General features: G+C 37.6%; 20 protein-coding genes. 9 read left to right on the top strand and 11 right to left on the bottom strand.

Annotated features, from left to right (window positions below; all coding sequences use genetic code 11):
- Position 1: 1 nt before the first annotated feature.
- From LV704_RS10000 to ileS, 3 genes are read right to left on the bottom strand one after another with little or no spacing between them, the layout of a single operon-like run.
- Complete coding sequence (locus LV704_RS10000; RefSeq protein ID WP_163420499.1) at positions 2 to 622, bottom strand: hypothetical protein; 621 nt, start codon at positions 620 to 622, stop codon at positions 2 to 4.
- Positions 623 to 650: 28 nt separating this feature from the next.
- The gene (locus tag LV704_RS09995; protein ID WP_163420501.1) at positions 651 to 1,034 is read right to left on the bottom strand and encodes a TraR/DksA C4-type zinc finger protein; all 384 of its coding nucleotides are present in this window, start codon (positions 1,032 to 1,034) and stop codon (positions 651 to 653) included.
- A gap of 3 nt (positions 1,035 to 1,037) precedes the next feature.
- Positions 1,038 to 4,436, bottom strand: coding sequence for an isoleucine--tRNA ligase (gene ileS, locus LV704_RS09990; protein WP_163420502.1), 3,399 nt, complete (start codon positions 4,434 to 4,436; stop codon positions 1,038 to 1,040).
- Between the two features lie 182 nt (positions 4,437 to 4,618).
- On the opposite strand from ileS, the gene LV704_RS09985 reads away from it, so the two are divergent.
- Positions 4,619 to 4,972, top strand: a complete 354-nt coding sequence (locus LV704_RS09985) for a hypothetical protein (protein WP_163420504.1) — start codon at positions 4,619 to 4,621, stop codon at positions 4,970 to 4,972.
- A gap of 55 nt (positions 4,973 to 5,027) precedes the next feature.
- On the opposite strand, the gene LV704_RS09980 is transcribed toward LV704_RS09985, so the two are convergent.
- The 4 genes from LV704_RS09980 to LV704_RS09965 form a co-directional block, all read right to left on the bottom strand.
- Positions 5,028 to 7,460 carry a TonB-dependent receptor domain-containing protein gene (locus LV704_RS09980; RefSeq protein ID WP_163420506.1) on the bottom strand — a complete coding sequence of 811 codons (2,433 nt, stop codon included), beginning with the start codon at positions 7,458 to 7,460 and terminating at the stop codon, positions 5,028 to 5,030.
- Positions 7,444 to 8,163 carry a DNA repair protein RecO gene (recO, locus tag LV704_RS09975; protein ID WP_163420507.1) on the bottom strand — a complete coding sequence of 240 codons (720 nt, stop codon included), beginning with the start codon at positions 8,161 to 8,163 and terminating at the stop codon, positions 7,444 to 7,446. Before recO ends, LV704_RS09980 begins: the two co-directional genes overlap by 17 nt.
- Before the next feature lie 107 nt (positions 8,164 to 8,270).
- Positions 8,271 to 9,614 (bottom strand): NADP-specific glutamate dehydrogenase, encoded by a 1,344-nt coding sequence (gene gdhA, locus LV704_RS09970; RefSeq protein ID WP_163420509.1) that lies wholly within the window; start codon positions 9,612 to 9,614, stop codon positions 8,271 to 8,273.
- A 105-nt stretch (positions 9,615 to 9,719) separates the two neighbouring features.
- Positions 9,720 to 10,874, bottom strand: a complete 1,155-nt coding sequence (locus tag LV704_RS09965) for a cystathionine gamma-synthase (RefSeq protein ID WP_163420511.1) — start codon at positions 10,872 to 10,874, stop codon at positions 9,720 to 9,722.
- 86 nt (positions 10,875 to 10,960) lie between these two features.
- On the opposite strand from LV704_RS09965, the gene LV704_RS09960 reads away from it, so the two are divergent.
- Entirely contained in the window at positions 10,961 to 11,704 is a 744-nt protein-coding gene (locus LV704_RS09960; protein WP_163420513.1) for a DUF3298 and DUF4163 domain-containing protein, read from the top strand.
- A gap of 51 nt (positions 11,705 to 11,755) precedes the next feature.
- On the opposite strand, the gene LV704_RS09955 is transcribed toward LV704_RS09960, so the two are convergent.
- Entirely contained in the window at positions 11,756 to 12,307 is a 552-nt protein-coding gene (locus LV704_RS09955; RefSeq protein WP_163420515.1) for a conjugal transfer protein TraO, read from the bottom strand.
- A 153-nt stretch (positions 12,308 to 12,460) separates the two neighbouring features.
- Here LV704_RS09955 and LV704_RS09950 point away from each other — a divergent pair, with 153 nt between their 5' ends.
- The 4 genes from LV704_RS09950 to LV704_RS09935 all read left to right on the top strand — a co-directional run bounded on the left by LV704_RS09950 (position 12,461) and on the right by LV704_RS09935 (position 14,956).
- Positions 12,461 to 12,763, top strand: a complete 303-nt coding sequence (locus tag LV704_RS09950; protein WP_163420517.1) for a helix-turn-helix transcriptional regulator — start codon at positions 12,461 to 12,463, stop codon at positions 12,761 to 12,763.
- 208 nt (positions 12,764 to 12,971) lie between these two features.
- The gene (locus LV704_RS09945) at positions 12,972 to 13,664 is read left to right on the top strand and encodes an aspartate/glutamate racemase family protein (protein WP_163420519.1); all 693 of its coding nucleotides are present in this window, start codon (positions 12,972 to 12,974) and stop codon (positions 13,662 to 13,664) included.
- Between the two features lie 48 nt (positions 13,665 to 13,712).
- Positions 13,713 to 14,066: an arsenate reductase family protein gene (locus tag LV704_RS09940; protein ID WP_163420521.1), complete on the top strand. Its 354-nt coding sequence runs from the start codon at positions 13,713 to 13,715 to the stop codon at positions 14,064 to 14,066.
- Positions 14,063 to 14,956 (top strand): DMT family transporter, encoded by an 894-nt coding sequence (locus LV704_RS09935; RefSeq protein ID WP_163420523.1) that lies wholly within the window; start codon positions 14,063 to 14,065, stop codon positions 14,954 to 14,956. Before LV704_RS09940 ends, LV704_RS09935 begins: the two co-directional genes overlap by 4 nt.
- Here the strand turns inward: LV704_RS09935 and LV704_RS09930 are convergent.
- Complete coding sequence (locus LV704_RS09930) at positions 14,940 to 15,416, bottom strand: thioesterase family protein (RefSeq protein ID WP_163420525.1); 477 nt, start codon at positions 15,414 to 15,416, stop codon at positions 14,940 to 14,942. The two genes, LV704_RS09935 and LV704_RS09930, sit on opposite strands and share 17 nt — an antisense overlap.
- A 116-nt stretch (positions 15,417 to 15,532) precedes the next feature.
- On the opposite strand from LV704_RS09930, the gene LV704_RS09925 reads away from it, so the two are divergent.
- Positions 15,533 to 16,507 (top strand): nitronate monooxygenase family protein, encoded by a 975-nt coding sequence (locus tag LV704_RS09925; protein ID WP_163420527.1) that lies wholly within the window; start codon positions 15,533 to 15,535, stop codon positions 16,505 to 16,507.
- 5 nt (positions 16,508 to 16,512) lie between these two features.
- On the opposite strand, the gene LV704_RS09920 is transcribed toward LV704_RS09925, so the two are convergent.
- Together LV704_RS09920 and LV704_RS09915 are read right to left on the bottom strand one after the other, a co-directional pair.
- On the bottom strand, positions 16,513 to 18,171 hold the full coding sequence (locus LV704_RS09920; protein ID WP_163420529.1) for an FAD-dependent oxidoreductase: 1,659 nt from the start codon (positions 18,169 to 18,171) through the stop codon (positions 16,513 to 16,515).
- Between the two features lie 3 nt (positions 18,172 to 18,174).
- Positions 18,175 to 18,450: a UBP-type zinc finger domain-containing protein gene (locus LV704_RS09915; RefSeq protein ID WP_163420531.1), complete on the bottom strand. Its 276-nt coding sequence runs from the start codon at positions 18,448 to 18,450 to the stop codon at positions 18,175 to 18,177.
- 90 nt (positions 18,451 to 18,540) lie between these two features.
- Here LV704_RS09915 and LV704_RS09910 point away from each other — a divergent pair, with 90 nt between their 5' ends.
- Positions 18,541 to 19,542: a bestrophin family protein gene (locus LV704_RS09910; protein ID WP_163420533.1), complete on the top strand. Its 1,002-nt coding sequence runs from the start codon at positions 18,541 to 18,543 to the stop codon at positions 19,540 to 19,542.
- Positions 19,542 to 20,501: a YheT family hydrolase gene (locus LV704_RS09905; protein WP_163420534.1), complete on the top strand. Its 960-nt coding sequence runs from the start codon at positions 19,542 to 19,544 to the stop codon at positions 20,499 to 20,501. Before LV704_RS09910 ends, LV704_RS09905 begins: the two co-directional genes overlap by 1 nt.
- Positions 20,502 to 20,618: the final 117 nt, after the last annotated feature.

The raw sequence follows: 20,618 nt of genomic DNA, 5'->3' as shown, positions 1-20,618 counted from the left end.
ATTATTTCGTTTTCCTTAGATCAATGTTCCCTTCAACGGTCTTCAAAATGTATTGATTCTGGCCCTTTGGAATAGTCTCTTTTTCAATTTTTCCATAAACACTTTCCGCAATTACATTTCCCTTCTCCGTCATAAGTAAAATATCACCTTTTTGAGTGGTTACTTCAATCCTTTCTATTGCATTATCAAGAATACATCTTCCATCGGACAATTTCACTTGTAAATTTTTATACTTGCCTTCTACCAGTACATTACTATTTGTTCCGTAAACAAAAACCTTTTTATATTCTGGAAGGGTTATGTTGAGTCTAATGGAAATAACCTTGTGAGCACTAAGTTTGTCGTTGGGGTTTATAAAATTTGGTTGAAATCCGGTACTTATCAAAACAGTTGTTCCCTTTTCCTCGATCGTAATTAATAAATCTTTTGAATATTCTCCTTCAATTTCAGCCTCTACACTAACGTCATTTGTCTTTGCCGTACCAAGGCCAACTTGATAACAGTATTGGGAATTTATTTGTATAGACGTTGTTCTGGAATTTACAAAAGCCTTCTTTACCAATTTTTGGCCATGTAGATTCAATAAGAAAAGAAAGCCCAAAACAAAGAACATGGTCCTCATAAACAAAAAACGCCTTACGGCGTTTTTACTATTTCTGCATGTTTTTAGCTTCTATGCTTAGTGTAGCATGCGGAACCAACTTTAGTCGTTCCTTATTGATGAGTTTTCCTGTTACACGGCAAATCCCATAAGTTTTGTTCTCTATTCTTAATAAAGCATTCTTCAAATCTCTGATGAACTTTTCTTGGCGAATAGCCAATTGTGTATTGGCCTCTTTGCTCATGGTAGCGGAACCCTCCTCAAAAGCTTTGAATGTTGGAGAGGTATCATCCGTGCCATTATTGCCATCGTTCATATATGAGCTCTTAAGCAACTCCAAGTGCTTATTTGCTTTATCTATTTTTTCTTCAATTAACGTTCTAAATTCATTTAGATCCTTATCCGAGTATCTTACTTTTAAATCTTGTGCCATGTTCTAATGTTTTTGGATAAACAATTTTGTATTTACTTCATCAAAGGCAATAGCTATACCTTCATCTAATTTTTCTTCAAAATTCAGTTCTGCGGTCAAGGTTTCTGTTTTAATGTAATCTTCATTACTGGAAACCGCATTTTCTACAAAACCGTCTTTCAAAATTTTAATGTCAATTCTATCGGTCACCTCAAATCCAGATTCTTTTCTAAGATTTTGAATCCGATTGACCAACTCCCGCGCAATGCCCTCTTTTCTTAAGTGCTCATCTATGGTCACATCCAGAGCAACCGTTAAAGAACCGGAGCTTGCCACCAACCAGCCCTCAATATCTTGTGAGCTGATGTCCACATCAGTTAACTGTAAAATAATACTTTTATTTTCCAAAGCAAGCATTAATTCGCCTTCTCGCTCAATTTTTTGGATATCCTCTTGACCCAACTGATTTACAGCAGCAGCAATAGCCTTCATATCCTTCCCAAATCTTGGGCCTAAAACCTTAAAATTAGGCTTGATTTGTTTTACTAAAATTCCAGAGGCATCATCGAGCAATTCTATTTCTTTTACGTTTACTTCGGATTTTATTAAATCTGAAACCGCCTCAATATCTGCTTTCTGTTCATCATCCAAAATAGGAATCATTATTTTTTGAAGTGGTTGACGTACTTTAATTTTTTCCTTTTGACGGATTGATAATACCATGGAAGAAACTTTTTGCGCCAACTGCATTTTGCGTTCCAATTTCTTGTTGATCATATGCTCATCAGAAATAGGAAACTCTGCTAAATGAACACTCTCAAAGTTATCTTTTTTGGTCGTGGCATTTAAATCTATATACAACCGATCCATAAAGAAGGGTGCTATAGGAGCCGATAGTTTAGCGACTGTGGACAAACATGTATACAGTGTCTGGTATGCCGAGATTTTATCTTGTTGATAATCTCCCTTCCAAAACCGTCTTCTGCTCAATCTTACATACCAATTGCTCAAGTTTTCTTGAACGTAGTCCGAAATCATTCGTGCTGCTTTCGTAGCCTCATAATCATCATAAGCTTCATCCACTTTTTGAATTAGCGAATGCAGTTCAGATAAAATCCATTGGTCTATTTCTGGCCGCTCATTTAAAGCAGTGTCTGCTTCTGAATAATCAAATTCGTCAATATTGGCATATAAACCAAAGAAAGAATAGGTGTTGTAGAGTGTTCCAAAGAACTTTCGTTTCACTTCAACAATACCATCCAAATCAAACTTTAAATTATCCCACGGGTTAGCGTTAGAAATCATGTACCATCGTGTGGCATCTGCTCCATGCTCTGGAAGCACTTGAAATGGATCAACAGCATTCCCCAAACGTTTGGACATTTTCTTTCCATCCTTATCCAACACCAAACCGTTTGAAACTACATTTTTATACGATACCGTATCAAAAACCATGGTGGCAATGGCATGCAGGGTATAGAACCAGCCTCTGGTCTGGTCTACCCCTTCCGCAATGAAATTTGCAGGAAAAGCTACACCATCATCAATTAAGTTCATATTTTCAAATGGGTAGTGCCATTGTGCATAGGGCATAGAGCCACTATCAAACCAAACATCAATTAAATCAGATTCCCTTTTCATGGGTTTTCCCGATGGGGATACCAAAGTAATCTGATCTACAATATTTTTATGTAAATCGATTTTGTCGTAGTTGGACTCACTCATATCGCCTACTACAAAATCCTGAAAAACGTCTTTTTTGAGCACTCCTGCTTCAACAGCTTTTGTCATTTCGGCTTTTAGCTCCGCTACGGACCCAATCATTATTTGTTCCTTGCCATTTTCAGTGCGCCAAATAGGTAAAGGTATACCCCAATAACGGGAACGGGAAAGGTTCCAATCGTTAGCGTTTGCCAACCAATTTCCAAAACGGCCCTCTCCTGTGGCTTTGGGTTTCCAGTTAATGGTCTGGTTAAGCTCAAACATACGATCCTTAACATCTGTAACCTTAATGAACCAAGAATCCAGTGGGTAATATAAAATCGGCTTGTCCGTACGCCAACAATTTGGATAACTGTGAACGTATTTCTCAACCTTAAATGCCTTGTTCTCTTCTTTTAGTTTGATGGCAATTTCAACATCAATAGACTTCTCTGGAACTTCATCATCTGCATAATATTCATTCTTCACATACTTGCCCGCAAACTCCTTAAGTTCCGGTCTAAACCTTCCCTGTAAATCCACCAATGGTACTGGGTTGTTATTTTCGTCCAAGACCAACATAGGCGGCACTTCTGGTTTTGCTTGTTTTGCAACCAAGGCATCATCCGCACCAAAGGTGGGCGCTGTGTGTACTATTCCCGTACCATCTTCGGTCGTTACGAAATCCCCCGAAATAACTCGAAATGCATTCTCAGGATTTTGATAGGGCAAGGCATACGGCAGCAATTGTTCATATTGTATTCCAAGTAAATCTTCTCCTTTGCATTCTGTGGCAATTAAGAAGGGGATCTTTTTATCTTCTTTAGAAAAACTGGAAAGCACCGAAACATCATCCGTTTCTTCAAACTTACCTCCAAATTGTTTCCCAACTAAATTTTTAGCAAGGATAACATGGGTGGGTTGAAACGTATATTGATTGTAAGTAGCCACTACAACATAATCAATTTTAGCACCAACCGTTAGTGCTGTATTACTTGGAAGTGTCCAAGGCGTTGTGGTCCAAGCCAGTAAATGTAAATGATCAAACTTTTTTAAGAACTCGGGCACCGTGTTCTCAACCGCTTTAAATTGAGCTGTAACCGTAGTGTCCGTAACATCCTGATAAGTTCCAGGTTGATTCAACTCATGGGAACTTAATCCCGTTCCTGCTTTTGGCGAATAGGGCTGAATGGTATATCCTTTATAGATAAGGCCCTTATCATAAATCTGTTTTAGCAACCACCAAACAGATTCCATGTATTTTGATTTGTAGGTGATATATGGATCATCCATATCTACCCAATACCCAATTTTTTCGGTCATTTCGTTCCACACGTCCGTGTACCGCATGACCGCTTTTTTACAGGCTGCATTATATTCTTCAACTGAAATCTTTTTGCCAATATCCTCTTTGGTAATACCAAGTTCTTTCTCCACACCAATCTCAATAGGCAACCCGTGGGTATCCCATCCTGCTTTTCGCTTTACCTGATATCCCTTCATGGTTTTATACCTTGGAAAGATATCTTTAATGGTGCGCGCCATTACATGGTGAATTCCAGGCATTCCGTTTGCTGAAGGAGGCCCCTCATAAAACACATAGCTTTCTTTCCCTTCTCTAGTGGAAATACTTTTTTCAAAAATTTGGTTGTCTTTCCAAAAAGCCAAAACTTCTTCTGACACTTTAGGTAAATCCAATCCTTTATACTCCGCAAACTTCATATTTATTGCTCCTTCTTCTATAATTCCAAGTTTGCAAAATTAAAAATTTAGATGGAATTATAACCTTCCAAATGAGGTATTTAAATATACTTAATGTGCTTACCCTAAATATGATATCCTACAATTCTTCATTTATACTAAAATCCATATCTTAACCGGATTAACACTAAACCTTAATTATAATGAAAAAAGTATTGATTGCAATCGTTGCACTGTCTTTATCGATGTCAACAATGATGTCATGTAAAGAAGCTGCAGACAAGGCTAAAGAAGCCACAGAAAAGGCCGCCGATTCTCTTGAAGAAGCAGGTGACGACTTAAAAGATGCTGCTAATGACGCCGTGGATGCCGTAAAAGATGCTGGCGAAGAAATGAAAGAGTCTGGCGAACAAGCCTTGGACAGCATTAAAAAAGCAGGTGAAGAAACCATGGACAAAGCCAAGGAAATGGGAGAAGACGTAAAAGATGCTGCCAAAGAAACTGCGGACGACCTTAAAAAAGTAGCAGATGATGCAAAGGAAAAATTAGATCATTAATATCCTTGTAATTTATTAGAAAAGGGCTTGGAAAATTCCAAGCCCTTTTTTTGTTTTAAAAAGTATACCCCAAACCTAGAATAAGGTTAGCTCCAGGAGCAACAATACCAGAAGAATAGGTCCTGTAGCGTTGGTTGGTTATATTTTCCAGACTCACCGTTGTTTTCAAAGCATTGGAAATTTGATATTGTGACCTAAAGTTCAAGGTATACCAAGAAGGTGAAAAAGGGTTTCCGTTTTCATCAATAGCGTATATAAATTCTTTACTTCTTTCCGATAAAGCCAAATCGTCATAGCTGATTTCCCCATTATAATTAAGGAACATATCTGCTTTTATTTTTTGATTTTGCCAAACCAAATGAAAATCACCAAAAGTAGGGGCAACGTGCCTAGCAGGTGAATCCGTTCCGCCATCATCTTCTTCTATACCCTCAGTAAGGGTTAAATTTGATGTAAGTGACCAATTCTCGTTTAAAAAGGCTTCAAGCCCAAATTCAAAACCATATACATACGCTTTTGCTGCATTTTGAATAGCCTGTACGCTGCTTAATTCTCCGTTGTATAAAATTTCCGTTTCTCCATTAAAATCAAAATCCCTTCTTACCAAAGCATCCACCAAGTAGCTGTAAAATGCGGCACCTTTTAAAACCAATTTATCCTTAAAGTTCTTACGAACTCCCATTTCCGCATTATATGCGTACTCTGGCTCTAAATCTGGATTTGGCACAACCACCGATCCTGGTTCAGAATCAAACACTTTTCCAATATCATCAATATTGGGAGCTCTAAACCCGGTAGAGCCATTTAAAGTAATCTGTAAATCTGCTTTTGGGAACCAACTAAATCCAACACTCCCAGTAAAGGCACCTGTTATTAAGTCAGCTTCATCAAAAGGGAAAGGAAAAAACGTTGTGTCAAATTGTGCATCTACCCAGACCTGGCTATAACGTGCTCCGGATAGTAGTGTGAAATTTGGTTTTAATTTGTATTCGCCATTAATGTACCCTGCAAATGTTTGCCAGGTGGCACCATCAGGGTATCTAGATGCTCCTCTAGAAACCACATTGGTTTCAATATTTTCTTGGCTCCCTTCTGAATTTACTTTATTAAAAATATACTCCGCACCATAGTACAATCGTAAATCTCCTATTTTTTTATTCTCAAAATCAAGATTAATTGATAGGGCATCTACTTTCTCTTTTGTGGTGAAGCGATCAACTTCTTGAAAATCCCTATTGATTCTGCTTTCTTCGAAAAATTGATAGGCGGTGGTTAGTTTAACGCCATCATAAAACTTGTTCTTTCCTTTTTTGGTCAATTGAAAATTTCCCATGAACCATTTTTGCGGGCCATATAACCATTCCGCAGAACGAAGTCCATCCCCCGTGCTATTGGGCCTGATCAATCTATCATATCTTGAAAAATCTGAAGTTTCCGAATAGTAAAGCCCTAAATCATAGTTCCAAGTATTGTTGGGTTTGTAGGTAAACTTCTGAAGAAAATTGACTTGATCGTAACCTGATGTGACTTGTTTTCTTGGATCGTTATTCTCCACTAAAACATCAGTCCCATTTTCACGTATAACAAAATTGTTCCTCAAATATTCATCAGGACCGTGCTCACCCATCACCAAATCGTCAAACTTATTATACGTAAAACTGGTATAGGATGCCCATTTCTGTTGTCCCAGATTAAAATCTATATGTGTAGTATTTTCATTATTTGTAGAAGCAAACCTATAATTTACGTTTCCAGAAAAAGTGAGGCTATCTGTAAAAGAAAATCTCGGTTTCTGTGTGAAAAAATTCATTACGCCTCCAATGGCATCACTACCATAAATAACAGAACCTGGTCCAAAAATGACCTCGGTATTTTTAATGGTGAAAGGGTCTATAGAAATTACATTTTGAATGTTCCCTCCTCTAAAAATGGCATTGTTCATACGTACACCATCTACGGACAACAATAGCCTATTGGTTGCAAAACCCCTAATCATAGGACTACCTCCCCCTAATTGACTTTTCTGCACAAAGACCTTTCCACTATTCTGTAATAAATCTGCCGAAGTCTGCGGGTTGGTAAATGAAATGGTACGGGCATCAATGGATTCGATCTTTTGTGGAATATCTTTTTTTTGTTGTTCCCATTTGGAAACGGACATCACCACTTCTTGTAATTCTTCTAGTTTTAAAGTAAGGTAAACTCGATTTCCTTTTTTGCCTATTTGAGCTTTGGTGGTATTGAAAACTTCATAACTGATGTGTCTGAAGGTAATTCGCTCGTTCCTTGAGAAAACGCTTAAATCGCTTTTCCCATTAAAGTCTGAGACCGCAGTTTTGGATTTATCCCTGTTGTAAATTGCAATATTGGCAACAGCATTTCCAGTATCTGCATCCAAAACCGTAATCTCTTGGCTGAAAACAGTGAAGGAGATAAACAAAAAAAGGAGGGCGAAACCTGTGCTACGCATATTACTCGAAAACTGCATTTAAAACCGCTAAGGACTTGGGCTTTCTGAATCCCTGCAAATGTAATTCAAAATACAGAATAACCATTTTTAAAAGTTCTTGCCTTTGGGGTTTGTTTATTTGTATTGCCTGAAGTGCATCAAAATTTATGCCCAAGACACGTTTGAAGCTCGTTAAATTTTCACCTTGTATGTGTGGGTTAAGACTAGGAGTTGTGCAAAAACTTCCTTCCACTAAATCGAAATAAGATCCATTTTGAAATGAGGTGTCTGGGTAAAACCCCAAATACTTTGTGAGATTAAGCAAAAACAAGAGGTGAAAATTGGAAATGGAGTCATGCGCGTCCAACCAATATAAAGCATATTCCAAATAGTTGAAGAGCCCTTTGTCCTGCTCTTGTTCCTGAATACTATTGCTCAACATTTCAGCCAAAAAAAGTACCATACTATTTTTTACAATATCTGTATGCAAACTCTTGTAGGCAACGCTCACCTTTACCTCTCTAATACTCTCTAAACTCCCCTTGTTTCTGTGAGTGGCCACAAGCTCCAATTGCATTAAAGGAAGAAAATATGCCGCTTTTAATTTCCCTCTCTTGGAAGTTAAAACACCTTTTAACAAGTACGATTTTAACCCATCAGATTCTGTAAATGCTTTAACAATAAGGCTAGTATCTCCATATTTTAAGGACGAAAGAATTATTGCCTTGGTGTTTACTTGCATTTTTGTTGGTTAATAATAAATTCTAATTGTTTGTTTTCGGCTGAAAATAAAAAAGTGGGCGATTGTAATTCAACCGCCCACTTATATTCTAATTCTGAGTTAGTTATTTAAATAACTCCCTGAGCTAACATAGCATCGGCTACTTTTACAAAACCAGCAATATTGGCTCCTTTCACATAGTTGCAATATCCATCAGCTTCTTTTCCGTATTCAATACAAGAATCATGAATATCTTCCATAATCCCTTTTAGTCTGTCATCTACTTCTTCACGTGTCCAACTAATACGAAGTGAGTTTTGAGACATCTCTAAACCAGAAGTGGCAACACCACCAGCATTGGAAGCTTTACCTGGCGCAAATAATATTTTTGCTTCATGGAAAGCATGAATAGCTTCTGGTGTAGAAGGCATGTTGGCTCCTTCTGCAACCGCAATACAGCCATTTTTTATTAAAACGGCAGCATCATCCCCAGTTAACTCGTTTTGTGTTGCACAAGGTAATGCCACATCACATGAAACTTCCCAAGGTGTTTTTCCTTTATGGAATTCAGCAGACGAATATTTATCAGCATATTCCGAAATTCTTCCTCTTCGGTTGTTTTTCAAATCCATTACAAAAGCAAGTTTGTCGGCATCTATACCATCTTTGTCGTATATATAGCCTCCAGAATCTGATAACGTCAATACCTTTCCACCTAATTGCAAGACTTTTTCTGCAGCATATTGCGCCACATTTCCAGAACCGGAAATCACAACATTTTTGCCTTTAAAGGAATCTCCCTTTATTTTTAACATGCTATCAGCAAAATACACGGTTCCGTATCCTGTAGCTTCGGGACGAATCAATGATCCTCCCCAAGAACGACCCTTTCCGGTCAATACTCCGGTAAACTCGTTTCGTATTTTCTTGTACATTCCAAAAAGGAATCCTATCTCACGGGCACCAACACCAATGTCCCCAGCTGGAACATCCGTATTTGGACCAATATGTCTGTTCAACTCTAGCATAAAGGCATGGCAAAAACGCATTACCTCATCATCAGACTTGCCTTTAGGGTCAAAATCTGAACCTCCTTTACCTCCACCCATAGGCAAGGTTGTTAAACTATTTTTAAAAACTTGTTCAAACGCCAAGAACTTTAGAACACTGGCATTTACTGTTTTGTGAAACCTAAGTCCTCCTTTGTAAGGTCCTATGGCCGAATTCATCTGAACTCGATATCCACGGTTTACATGAATCTCCCCATCATCATCTACCCAAGCCACACGAAAAGAAATCAATCGCTCTGGCTCTACCATTCTTAAAAGGATATTTTTTCCATGATAGATATCATGCTTTACAATATACGGGATAACAGTCTCTGCTACCTCCTGTACCGCTTGGATGAATTCTGGTTCGTGACCATTTCTGGTCTTCACCTCATCCATAAATGCTTTAATTTTTGCTTCCATAAAACGGATTACTAACGTTGTTTTTAATGAATTAGGAATTTGACGGCAAAATTATACTATTTACATAATTCAAATAGGCTTTTTTTAAAAATTTTGCAAAAATAGCTATCCTATGGCTTGTTCTAGGTCGGCTATTAAATCATCGGCATCCTCAATCCCAACACTTAACCTAATTAAAGAATCCACAACGCCACTCTTTTCGCGTTCTTCCTTTGGAATACTCGCATGAGTCATACTAGCAGGATGTCCTGCCAAACTTTCCACACCCCCTAAAGATTCGGCAAGGGTGAAAATTTCTAATTTTTCAACAATTTTGATAGCTTCATCATAATTGCTTCCCGTTGGAACAAAAGAAATCATTCCTCCAAAGTCATCCATCTGGCTTTTGGCTACATCATGATTGGGGTGTGTTTCAAACCCTGGCCAGTATACTTTTTCAATTTTTGGATGTTTTGCCAAATATTCAGCAATCGCCTTTCCATTTTCACAATGTCTTTGCATACGAACGTGAAGTGTCTTTATTCCTCTAAGCGTTAAAAAACTATCCATTGGTCCACAAACAGCACCACTAGCATTCTGAATAAAATAAAGTTTGTCCGCAAGCTCCTTATCTTTTACAATCAAAGCTCCAACTACAACATCACTATGTCCACCCAAATACTTGGTTGCAGAGTGCATTACAATATCTGCTCCTAAATCCAATGGGCGTTGTAAGTAAGGTGTAGCAAATGTATTGTCCACGGCCAACAATAAATTGTGTTTCTTCGCCAAGCTAGATATCGCTTGAACATCTATCACATTCATCATTGGATTGGTTGGTGTCTCTACCCAAATCAGTTTTGTATTGTCATTTACATGCTGCTCAATGGTTTCAATGCTTTGCATTCCAATAAAATGGAATTTGATACCATACTTTTCAAAAATTTGTTTGAACAACCTGTAACTCCCCCCATACAAATCATTGGTAGAAACCACTTCATCGCCGGGATTCAATAACTTTATTACCGCATCAATAGCGGAAAGTCCACTTGCAAATGCAAGCCCATAAGTACCGTTCTCAATACTTGCCAAAGCATTTTCCAAAGCGGTCCTTGTAGGATTGGCACTTCGTGAATATTCAAACCCTTGATGCCCTCCAGGTGTGGTCTGGGCATAGGTAGAAGTTTGATAAATTGGAGGCATTACGGCACCATACGCTTTATCTGGTTGCTGCCCCCCGTGAATTGTTTTACTGTTGAATTTTAAGTCTTTTTTGCTCATTTTGTCTTAATCTGCATACAAATGTATCGTTATCTTTTGGAGTAATCAATGATGTGTTATTTTTGATGACCCTAAAACCTCGCTTTATGAAAAACCCACTTTGCCTACTCCTTGTCTTACTGCTCACCATTGGTTGTGAAAATGAAGGCAAACTTACTTTTGAACCTCTTCAACTAACTGGGGGTACTTGCAATGAATGCCCAAAAATTGAAATCAATATACCAAGAGCATTGGATGAAACAGCCGTAGCTCGTGCCATAAATAATGCTCTAGAAGAAGAACTTATTGCTTTGCTCTCTTTTGATGAAGAGCTGGAAATTGATAAAGTGGATGATGCCATCGCCTCTTTCAACAATAGTTTTAAAGAACTAAAAACCAAATTCCCTGATGAGACCGTAGGTTGGGAAGCTGAAGTAAATAGTGAGGTTGTTTATGAAGATGCCAATATTCTCACATTGATCTTTAATGCATATACATTTACAGGTGGTGCACATGGGTATGGTTCTACAACTTTCTTGAATTTTAATAAAAGAAAAGGAGTAGAGCTTGAAAATTGGGAGCTTTTTGAAGATATGGAAGGTTTTCAAAAATTTGCCGAGACCAAATTTAGGATTCAGGAAGATATCCCGCAAAATGAGAACATTAACATAACCGGATTTATGTTTGAACGCGATATCTTTCATTTGGCAGAAAACATTGGATATACCAAAGATGGTATTCAGTTGACCTATAACCAATATGAGGTTGCTTCTTATGCGGACGGCCCCATTCTTTTAACCTTGCCTTTTAAGGAGGTAAATAAATATTTAAAAAATAAGGTAAAATCCTAGTCTGTTTTATTTTTCCCAGATTCTGTAGCTAAAACAAGTGAAGTAAAAAAGTTAATCCAAATAATAACGCAGCCCTGCTCCCAATAAAAGCGTGGTATTGTTAAGGTCACTGTTAAAATGATAGAATCCGGTAATTGGAAGAATTATCGAAAAGGTATCCGATAGGAAAAAATCCAGTTCAAAAGTAGCAAAACCTCCATACATGAAAGAACTCTCGGCATCCACGGCATCAAATGGGAAATCAGTTTCACCGCGATTAATGTATTTATAGCCCAAGGAGGGACCTCCGCCAAAAAACATAAAAAATCCTTTTTTTGGCGAGGTAACTAAGGTTGTAAAGTATCCAAGGCTCAACATGTAATCATCATATGGAAACTCAAGGCCTGCAACGGGCTGTTCTATTGAAGAGGCGAACACGAACGATGCCCTAAAAAAATCCGTGGTACTGTGGAAATAATTGATATTGCCGTTTATACCGTATCCATTTGTCTTATAGCTTGGAACTATGTCGAAGAAAAAATCACTTCTTTGTGAGTAGGCTTGTTCCAGGGAAATCATGAACAAGGTCAAAAATATCAAGCAGCGTAGGCAGTTTTTTTTCATATTGATAAAGACTTTGGGGGCCTGCTGCTAGCACAAATATAATCGATTATATAAAACTTCAATTTTCTATCCGATATACTTTTGGGAAGGTAAGATGAAAAATAAACATATCTATTTATTTAGATATGTAAATATTTATATTATCTTTGCGGTATGGATATTGTTGAAATAAGTAAAATTTTATCAAATAAAACTAGGGTTAATATTCTGAAGTGGCTAAAAAAACCTGAATTAAATTTCCCCCCACATCAAGACATTGACCATTTTGACGATGGGGTCTGCGTAGGATATATACAAGATAAAACTGGTCTATCGCAGTCAACAATTTCAACTTATTTGAACTCTATGCAAAATGTAGATTTGGTCATTCCTACCAGACATGGAAAATGGACATATTACAGAAGAAATGAACAAGTAATCAAGGCTTATATTGAAGCTATTAAAACAGATTTATAGTTTTTTATCTAACAAATCGATATTTAGCGAAATCTAAATGTGAAAATTATGGAAAATTATTTGGATTGCACCTGTTTAACCGAAGTAACCGTAACAAAAAAGTCCAACACAACTTTCTTACATAAAGTATTGGCTTTATTGAGTTCCTTTGTGATAGAGGGGGCCGAAGGGATGTCTAAAACAAAGTAAAATCATTAAAAAACAAGTAATGAAAACTATTGGCTTAATAGGAGGAATGAGTTGGGAGTCCTCTAAAATATATTACCAACATATAAATGAAATGGTTCGGGAAAAATTAGGTGGATCTCACTCTGCTAAAAGTTTGCTCTCATCAGTCGACTTTGATGAAATAGAACGTTACTCCTTCTCCGATAACTGGGACCTCATCGGAAACCTTATGGCTCAACATGCGGAAACATTGGAAAAAGCTGGATCAGATTTTGTAATCCTATGTACAAACACTATTCACTTAGTAAGTGATGCCATTACTGGTGCAACCAGCGTTCCTTTTTTACATATTGCCAATGCAACCGGTGAGGCAATTGTGAAAACCGGAATAAAGAAAGTAGCTTTATTGGGTACAAAGTTTACTATGGAGAAAGATTTTTACACCAAAATACTTAGAGAAGAATTTGATCTGGAAATTTTGGTTCCCAATAATGAGGACATGGATACGCTTCACTCCATTATTTACAATGAACTTGTTAAGGGTGTTTTTAAACCAGAATCCAAAGAAGTTTGTTTGGGCATCATTAAAAAATTAGAAGCCCAAGGTGCTGAAGGTGTAATTTTAGGATGTACAGAACTACCAATGTTAATATCTGACAGTGAGGTAGCCACCCCAACATTTGATACTACAAAAATACATGCTCAAAAAGCCGTGGATTTTGCGCTTTCTTAATGTGAAATAAACGAATTTTGAACTCTCTATGACCTAAAAAAAATTAAAATGAAAAAAATATACCACCTAGGAAGCTGCTCCACATGTATCCGCATTTTAAAAGAGTTGCAACCTCTCGATGGGGTAGTATTGCAAGAAATAAAAACTGAAGCCATTACAACAGAACAAGTTGAAGAAATGGCAGCAATATCCGGAAGCTATGAATCCCTGTTCAGTAAACGGGCCATGTTGTTCCGCCAAAGAGGATTGCATGAGCAACAATTATCTGAGGATGATTATAAAAATCTGATTCTTGAACACTATACATTCCTAAAACGACCGGTAACCATTGTTGGTCAGCAAATATTCGTGGGGAATTCTAAAAAAATAGTTCAAAAGGCAAAAGAGGCACTTCATTCATGAGCAAAAGAACACTAGCAATTTTGGCGGCCATAGGTGCCACCACCATTTATGGGATCAACCATACTATTGCTAAGGGTGTTATGCCCCACTATGTGGGGCCTTTTGGATTTATAATGCTGCGCGTGGTAGGTGCTGCCATCCTATTTTGGGGCATTTCCTTTTTAGGACCAAAAGAAAAAATTCAAAAAAAAGACTGGGGCAGAATATTGGTTTGCGCCATTTTGGGAATGGTCATAAATATGCTGGCGTTTTTTAAAGGTCTACAACTGTCAACGCCTATAAACAGCGCCGTTTTGGTAACCATCACCCCAATTATTGTTGTAATCTTATCCGCTTTTTTTCTGCGTGAAAAAATAACCTTGAACAAGGGGCTCGGTATACTTTTAGGTTTTATTGGAGCCATAGCTTTGATTCTTTTTGGAGCAGAAATACGACAAGATGCCCCCAATATTCCTCTGGGGAATTTTCTTTTTATAGTAAATGCAACATCTTATGGCGCTTACCTTATCGTGGTAAAAAAGTTAATTGAAAAATACCATCCATTTACATTGATGAAGTGGTTGTTTACCATTGCAGTAATCATTAATTTCCCAATAACTCTGCCCGAATTTATGGAGATAGAATGGTCTACTATTCCATTGTGGGCCTATGGATCTATTGCCTTCGTTGTTATTGGCACCACATTTATGACCTACCTTTTTAATGTATTTGCACTTACAGAATTAAAGGCATCAACAGTAGGGGCTTTTGTCTATGTCCAGCCCTTATTTGGAATTTTATTTGCGCTGTTTTCGGGCAAAGACCAACTTACCCTGGTTAAAATAATGGCAACAGTTCTAGTGCTATTAGGCGTTTATCTGGCTAGTAAAAAACCTAAACCAAATCCTTAGGAATCTTAAAAAACTTTCGGGTATCCGCTTTGGTTAAGGTTTTAAAATCTTCCACTTTCTCCATTTTATCAAAAGCATCCAAAAATACTTGAGGTAAAGCGGTTAAACTGCGTTCTTTTAAATCCATCCATGCACCCATCATTTCGCAACTGGCAAAATTTTTCCCATCGGCATCGTAAAAATCATGTTGAAATTCAAAGAACATTCCATCCTCACTCATCCCTTTAAAACCAAGTGAAACTTTTACCGGTTTCCCAGGAAAGACTTCCTTAAAGTAGTACATGTGTTCATAAAAGACCACTGGACCAATATTATGTTGCGCCATGGACTTTTGATTAAACCCAAGTTTTCCAAGATATGCCATCCGTGTATGGCTCATAAAATTGATATAAGCCGAATTAGCTAAGTGGCGATTGGCATCCAAATCGCTCCAGCGTATTTCAAATTCTTTAAAAAACATAGTCCGTTATTTGTTATGCATGCATAATAATTGTAAAATTACTATAGTTTTGAAAACTGATTCTAATCTGACACTATAAATAATCTTATTTTTAAAGATACTTTAACACAAAACCCATGAGCCAAAAAGCCGAATTCATCAAAGACCTTTCTCTCCCTGCCGTTGCAGCTCCCATGTTTCTTATTTCTGGGCCCAAGCTAGTTATAGAGTGCTGTAAAAATGGAATTGTAGGTACTTTTCCCGCACTTAACCAACGTACAAGTGAAGGTTTTGAAGAATGGCTCATCCAAATAAAATCAGAACTAAAGGAGTTTAAAGAAGAAACTGGTAAAAAACCAGCCCCTTTTGGAGTCAATCTCATAGTTCATCCAACAAATCCAAGATTACAAGCTGATGTCATGCTTTGTGTAAAACACAAAGTCCCGTTGGTCATTACCTCATTGGGAGCTGTAAGTCAAGTAGTAGACGCCATTCATAGCTATGGAGGTTTGGTTTTTCATGATATCATTAAAAAAAGACATGCTGAAAAAGCTTCAGAAGCTGGTGTTGATGGACTTATCCTTGTTGCTGCAGGAGCAGGAGGACATGCTGGAAGTATCAACCCTATGAGTTTGATTGCTGAAGTGAAAAAAATCTTTAAGAAGACCATACTACTTTCTGGTTGCATTAGTACTGGGCAAGATATTGCCTCTGCCATGCAAATGGGAGCCGACTTGGCTTATATGGGAACGCGTTTTATAAACTCAGAAGAAAGCAAAGCGCCGGAAGAATACCGAAAAATGATTATTGATGCCGGAGCAAGTGATGTGGTTTATACGGCAGCTATTTCTGGAGTACACGCCAATTTTTTAGCACCAAGTCTTCAAGCTGCAGGAATTACTCAAGAAGATCTTAAAAAGGACCATAAAATTGACTTTGGAAAAGAATTGGATACCGAAGCCAAGGCTTGGAAAACCATTTGGTCTGCAGGACAAGGGGTAACTACAATTGAAAATGTAATGCCTGTTTCTGAGCTGGTGAATACTTTAAAATCTGAATTTAAAACGGCTATCGAGGAACAAGCGAAACTTTTGGAAACTTATCCAAAATAATATGATTAAGCTTCTATAGCTTCCACATTCTTTAAATCAGCCAAAAACTGATGCACTTGGCTAACGCACATGGACCCTTCTCCTACTGCAGATGCAACGCGTTTTACAGAGCCTTTTCTTACATCGCCCACGGCGAAAAAACCGGGAATACTGGTTTCCAAAGATTGAGGTTCTCTCCCGGTATAAATAGAACATTTGTGCAGTTCCTCTTGTTTTATTCCAGGACCAGTGCATATAAATCCTTTTTCGTCTGTGGCAACCAATCCTTGTAACCATTCTGTACAAGGTCTGGCACCAATAAAAGTGAAAAGGTTGGTAATGTTCTTTGGTGTTTTTTCTCCTGTTTTATTTTCTAATACCAGAGATTCTAGATGATATTGACCATATAACTCGGTTACCTGGGTATGCAGATGTACAAATATGTTTTCTGCAGCTTCTATTCGTTGCACCAAATAATCGCTCATTTTCGCACCTAGATCACCTCCCCGTAATATAACATGTACTTCCTTTGCATGATTTGCTAAAAAAAGTGCCGCTTGACCTGCTGAATTTCCCCCCCCAACTACCCCGACCAATTCATTTTTACAGGCTGAAGCGTTCATTCCGGTGGCAGAATAATATACTCCACTACCTTCATATTTTTCAATATTATCAATTGGTAAACTACGGTAATTTGCACCCGTTGCCGCCATAATGGCTTTGGTCTTTATGGTTTTATCATTCGTTGCATAAAGAATAAAATGACTCCCGGTATGCTCTATCTTTTCCGCCTTATGTGGAATAGAAATATTGCACCCAAACTTTTGAGCTTGTACATAAGCTTTGTTCGCCAAGTCACTCCCAGAAATTCCCGTAGGAAAACCTAAATAATTTTCAATTTTTGAACTCTTGCCTGCCTGTCCGCCTGGTGCTTTACTATCAATAGTGACCACACTTAATCCTTCTGAAGCAGCATAAACACTTCCTGCCAGTCCGGCAGGTCCAGCACCTATGACCAAAAGGTCAAAGACCTTATCCTCAAAATCCATCAAGACCCCTGAGTAACGTGCTAATTGCTCCAGTGAGGGATTTGGACACACTTTAGCATCACTGTTGATCAGAAAAGGCAAATCTTCTTTAGAAAGATTAAAATTCCCTAAAAGCTCGAGGGCGGATTCTGATACATCAATATCTAAAAAATTATACCAAATATGGTTTTTATCCATAAAATCCCGGATAGCATATGTTTCTTTTGAGTTGCCGGAACCCACCAGTTTTATTCCACCTGTGAATTCTGACAGCACGGTTTCTTGGCGAAGCAAAAATGCATTTAACAATACATCACTAATATCACTATGTCTTGCTATAGCTTCTTTCAGCTTTTTTGGAGCAATCCTGAGCACACTGGTGGTGTCTCCTTTGGTAATGGCATGAAACTGAGCCCCACGGTTAGAAAGCATACCACTATCCCCAGTAAATTCATTCTTTTTATGTGCTACAATAACTGCATTATCATTATAGGGATCCTCAATAGAAACCTCACCATCTAAAACAACAAAAAAATCATATTGTAAATCTCCAAGCGCAAATATTTTCTCCTCTGATGAGTGATTTTCTACCTCTCCATATGTTTTTAAAATGGTTATCTGTCTTTGAGTAAGTTCTGGAAAACGGGGATCTTTCATCTTTTAGTATTTAGCGATTGATTCATGGACGTAACACCACATCCAATTTTCGTTGGGTTCTGCAGAGCTAATCACAGGATGGCTATGTGAACTGGCATGTTTGCTTGCATGCTTATTAGGTGAGCTATCACAGCACAAGGTTGTTCCACATTCCTGACAGGTGCGTAAATGTACCCATACATCACCCGTTTTTATACATTCTTCACATTCGTATCCATTTGCTTTTTTCACTTCAGAAATAGCTTGAAGATGTTCGCATTTTTTTACACGTAGCCCCATATCTTAAAAATACGACAAACTTTACTTTCAAATTTTAAGCTAAGGACAAATATGAAAGATTTAAGTATTTTTAGTACTTAATCAACTACCATGTACATTAAAAGAAATATTAGTTGGGGTATCATTCTAAGGTATGCTTGGAAAAACCTCATTTTTTTTACCCTCTATGCAGGTATTATATTTTTTCTTTATGATTCGCTCAATTGGAAACATATTGACATTCCTTTTCAGCCTTTGTCCGTTATCGGTATAGCAGTGGCCTTTTATATAGGTTTTAAAAATAGCCAGAGTTATGACCGTTTTTGGGAGGGGCGAAAAATTTGGGGTGGTATTGTCAACTATTCTCGTACCTGGGCAAATAATGTATTAAGCTTTGTGGAAAATGACAGAGAGGCACAAATTGCATTGATTTACAGGCATATCGCATGGATTAATGCCCTACGGATTCAGTTACGCCAACCTACTAGTTTTTCAATAAGAGAAAATAGAGCCGTAGAACGTTTGTTTGATAGACATGGTGAACGAAATCCTGTTTGCAGTGGAATGGACATGTTTTTGTCACCCGAAGAGGTGGACGGTATAGAAAACAGAAAGAATGTTGCCACCCACCTCATAAAAAAACAAGGTTTACACCTTAAAAGATTATTGAAAGAAGGGAAAATCACAGAATTTGATAAGCAAGTTTTTCATAATAATCTAGAAGAAATGTATAACCTACAAGGAAAGTGTGAAAGAATAAAAAACACCCCCTTCCCCCGGCAATATGCATATTTCAGCACCTTGTTCACTTGGATTTTTGTTTTATTACTCCCCTTTGGCTTGTTAAATGTGTTTGAAACCCAATTACAGGAACTGGAAGTTGGTCATAACTGGTGGTACATTGTATTGATGATTTTCTTTTCGGTTTTGATTTCATGGATGTTTACAACCATGGAGAAAATAGGGAGCAATAGTGAAGACCCATTTGAAGGTCGTATTAACGATGTTCCAATGACCGCTTTGTGCAGAACTATAGAAATTGATTTAAGAGATATGCTTGATGAGCAAAATCTACCGGAAAAGATAAAACCACAGCATAATATTTTGTATTAATGCCTCTCGTTTATTCTGCCTATCGTCCACCATTCTTTTTTAGAAATGGGCATCTGGCAACTATCTATGCAGGGCTTGTTAGAAAAGTTTCCAATGTCGTTCAAAAAAGGGAAAGACTTTTTTTAGAGGATGGAGATTTTCTGGATTTGGATTGGAGTGCATCTTCTATTCCTACCCAAAAATTGGTTGTTCTACTCCATGGACTTGAAGGTGATGCGCAACGCCCTTATATTACAGGTAGTGCTAAACTCTTTAACAAAAATGGGTTTGATGCTTGTGCAATCAACTATCGAGGGTGCAGTGGTGAACCCAATATTTTATATAAATCCTATCATTCTGGTGCAACAGAAGATCTTAATGAAATTTTAAACCATATTCTTAGCACCAAAAATTATTCAGAAATCTACCTTAAGGGTTTCAGTTTGGGCGGAAATCTATTGCTCAAATATTTAGGTGAAAGAAAGCAGGTTCCAAAGGAAATTAAAGCGACTGTAGCAGTTTCTGTTCCCTGTAATTTGCACAATTCTTGCAAACAATTGCTGACTAAGAAGAATATATTGTACGCCAAACGGTTTAAAAAACACCTTTTGGCCAAACTTAAACAGAAGCAAAGTTTATTCCCTGAACTTATTCCAGATGCCGATATAAAGGACGTTAAGACACTTATGGATTTTGATGACATCTATACCAGCAAAGCTCATGGTTTTAAGGATGCTCTGGATTATTACAGAAAATGCAGTTCGCTGCAAGTTTTATCAAAAATTACGGTTCCAAGTTTGATTATCAATGCTGCGGACGATTCTTTTTTAGGTACTGAATGCTATCCTTACTCAGAAGCGGAAAAAAACCCAAACCTCTCTCTAGAGGTTCCAAAATACGGGGGCCATGTGGGGTTTTGGGGTAAAAACAATATCACATATACTGAAAAAAGGGCATTGGAGTTTTTTACATCAAATTGAAATTGGTTTAGCGCTAAGAGCCTTTTCTGTTATGTTCATGTTCATATGCAATCAAAGGCAGGGATTAACAAAAATGAGAAAAATGTTATACCCTAATTAACTATCTTAGTAGCCGCA

This window comes from Flagellimonas sp. CMM7 (assembly GCF_021390195.1).
Taxonomy (GTDB): Bacteria; Bacteroidota; Bacteroidia; order Flavobacteriales; family Flavobacteriaceae; genus Flagellimonas.
Note: the sequence above shows the minus strand (reverse complement) of the source record. Positions and strands in the feature narration are given on the sequence as shown.

Excerpts from the sequence above, each read along its gene's own strand:
- LV704_RS09980 (WP_163420506.1), bottom strand. The coding sequence starts at position 7,460 with ATGCAGTTTTCGAGTAATATGCGTAGCACAGGTTTCGCCCTCCTTTTT.
- LV704_RS09985 (WP_163420504.1), top strand. The coding sequence starts at position 4,619 with ATGAAAAAAGTATTGATTGCAATCGTTGCACTGTCTTTATCGATGTCA.
- LV704_RS09960 (WP_163420513.1), top strand. The coding sequence starts at position 10,961 with ATGAAAAACCCACTTTGCCTACTCCTTGTCTTACTGCTCACCATTGGT.
- ileS (WP_163420502.1), bottom strand. The coding sequence starts at position 4,436 with ATGAAGTTTGCGGAGTATAAAGGATTGGATTTACCTAAAGTGTCAGAA.
- LV704_RS09930 (WP_163420525.1), bottom strand. The coding sequence starts at position 15,416 with ATGTTTTTTAAAGAATTTGAAATACGCTGGAGCGATTTGGATGCCAAT.
- LV704_RS09995 (WP_163420501.1), bottom strand. The coding sequence starts at position 1,034 with ATGGCACAAGATTTAAAAGTAAGATACTCGGATAAGGATCTAAATGAA.
- LV704_RS09920 (WP_163420529.1), bottom strand. The coding sequence starts at position 18,171 with ATGAAAGATCCCCGTTTTCCAGAACTTACTCAAAGACAGATAACCATT.
- LV704_RS09965 (WP_163420511.1), bottom strand. The coding sequence starts at position 10,874 with ATGAGCAAAAAAGACTTAAAATTCAACAGTAAAACAATTCACGGGGGG.
- LV704_RS09905 (WP_163420534.1), top strand. The coding sequence starts at position 19,542 with ATGCCTCTCGTTTATTCTGCCTATCGTCCACCATTCTTTTTTAGAAAT.
- LV704_RS09940 (WP_163420521.1), top strand. The coding sequence starts at position 13,713 with ATGAAAAAAATATACCACCTAGGAAGCTGCTCCACATGTATCCGCATT.
- recO (WP_163420507.1), bottom strand. The coding sequence starts at position 8,163 with ATGCAAGTAAACACCAAGGCAATAATTCTTTCGTCCTTAAAATATGGA.
- LV704_RS09945 (WP_163420519.1), top strand. The coding sequence starts at position 12,972 with ATGAAAACTATTGGCTTAATAGGAGGAATGAGTTGGGAGTCCTCTAAA.
- LV704_RS09935 (WP_163420523.1), top strand. The coding sequence starts at position 14,063 with ATGAGCAAAAGAACACTAGCAATTTTGGCGGCCATAGGTGCCACCACC.
- LV704_RS09915 (WP_163420531.1), bottom strand. The coding sequence starts at position 18,450 with ATGGGGCTACGTGTAAAAAAATGCGAACATCTTCAAGCTATTTCTGAA.
- LV704_RS09950 (WP_163420517.1), top strand. The coding sequence starts at position 12,461 with ATGGATATTGTTGAAATAAGTAAAATTTTATCAAATAAAACTAGGGTT.
- LV704_RS09955 (WP_163420515.1), bottom strand. The coding sequence starts at position 12,307 with ATGAAAAAAAACTGCCTACGCTGCTTGATATTTTTGACCTTGTTCATG.
- gdhA (WP_163420509.1), bottom strand. The coding sequence starts at position 9,614 with ATGGAAGCAAAAATTAAAGCATTTATGGATGAGGTGAAGACCAGAAAT.
- LV704_RS10000 (WP_163420499.1), bottom strand. The coding sequence starts at position 622 with ATGAGGACCATGTTCTTTGTTTTGGGCTTTCTTTTCTTATTGAATCTA.
- LV704_RS09910 (WP_163420533.1), top strand. The coding sequence starts at position 18,541 with ATGTACATTAAAAGAAATATTAGTTGGGGTATCATTCTAAGGTATGCT.
- LV704_RS09925 (WP_163420527.1), top strand. The coding sequence starts at position 15,533 with ATGAGCCAAAAAGCCGAATTCATCAAAGACCTTTCTCTCCCTGCCGTT.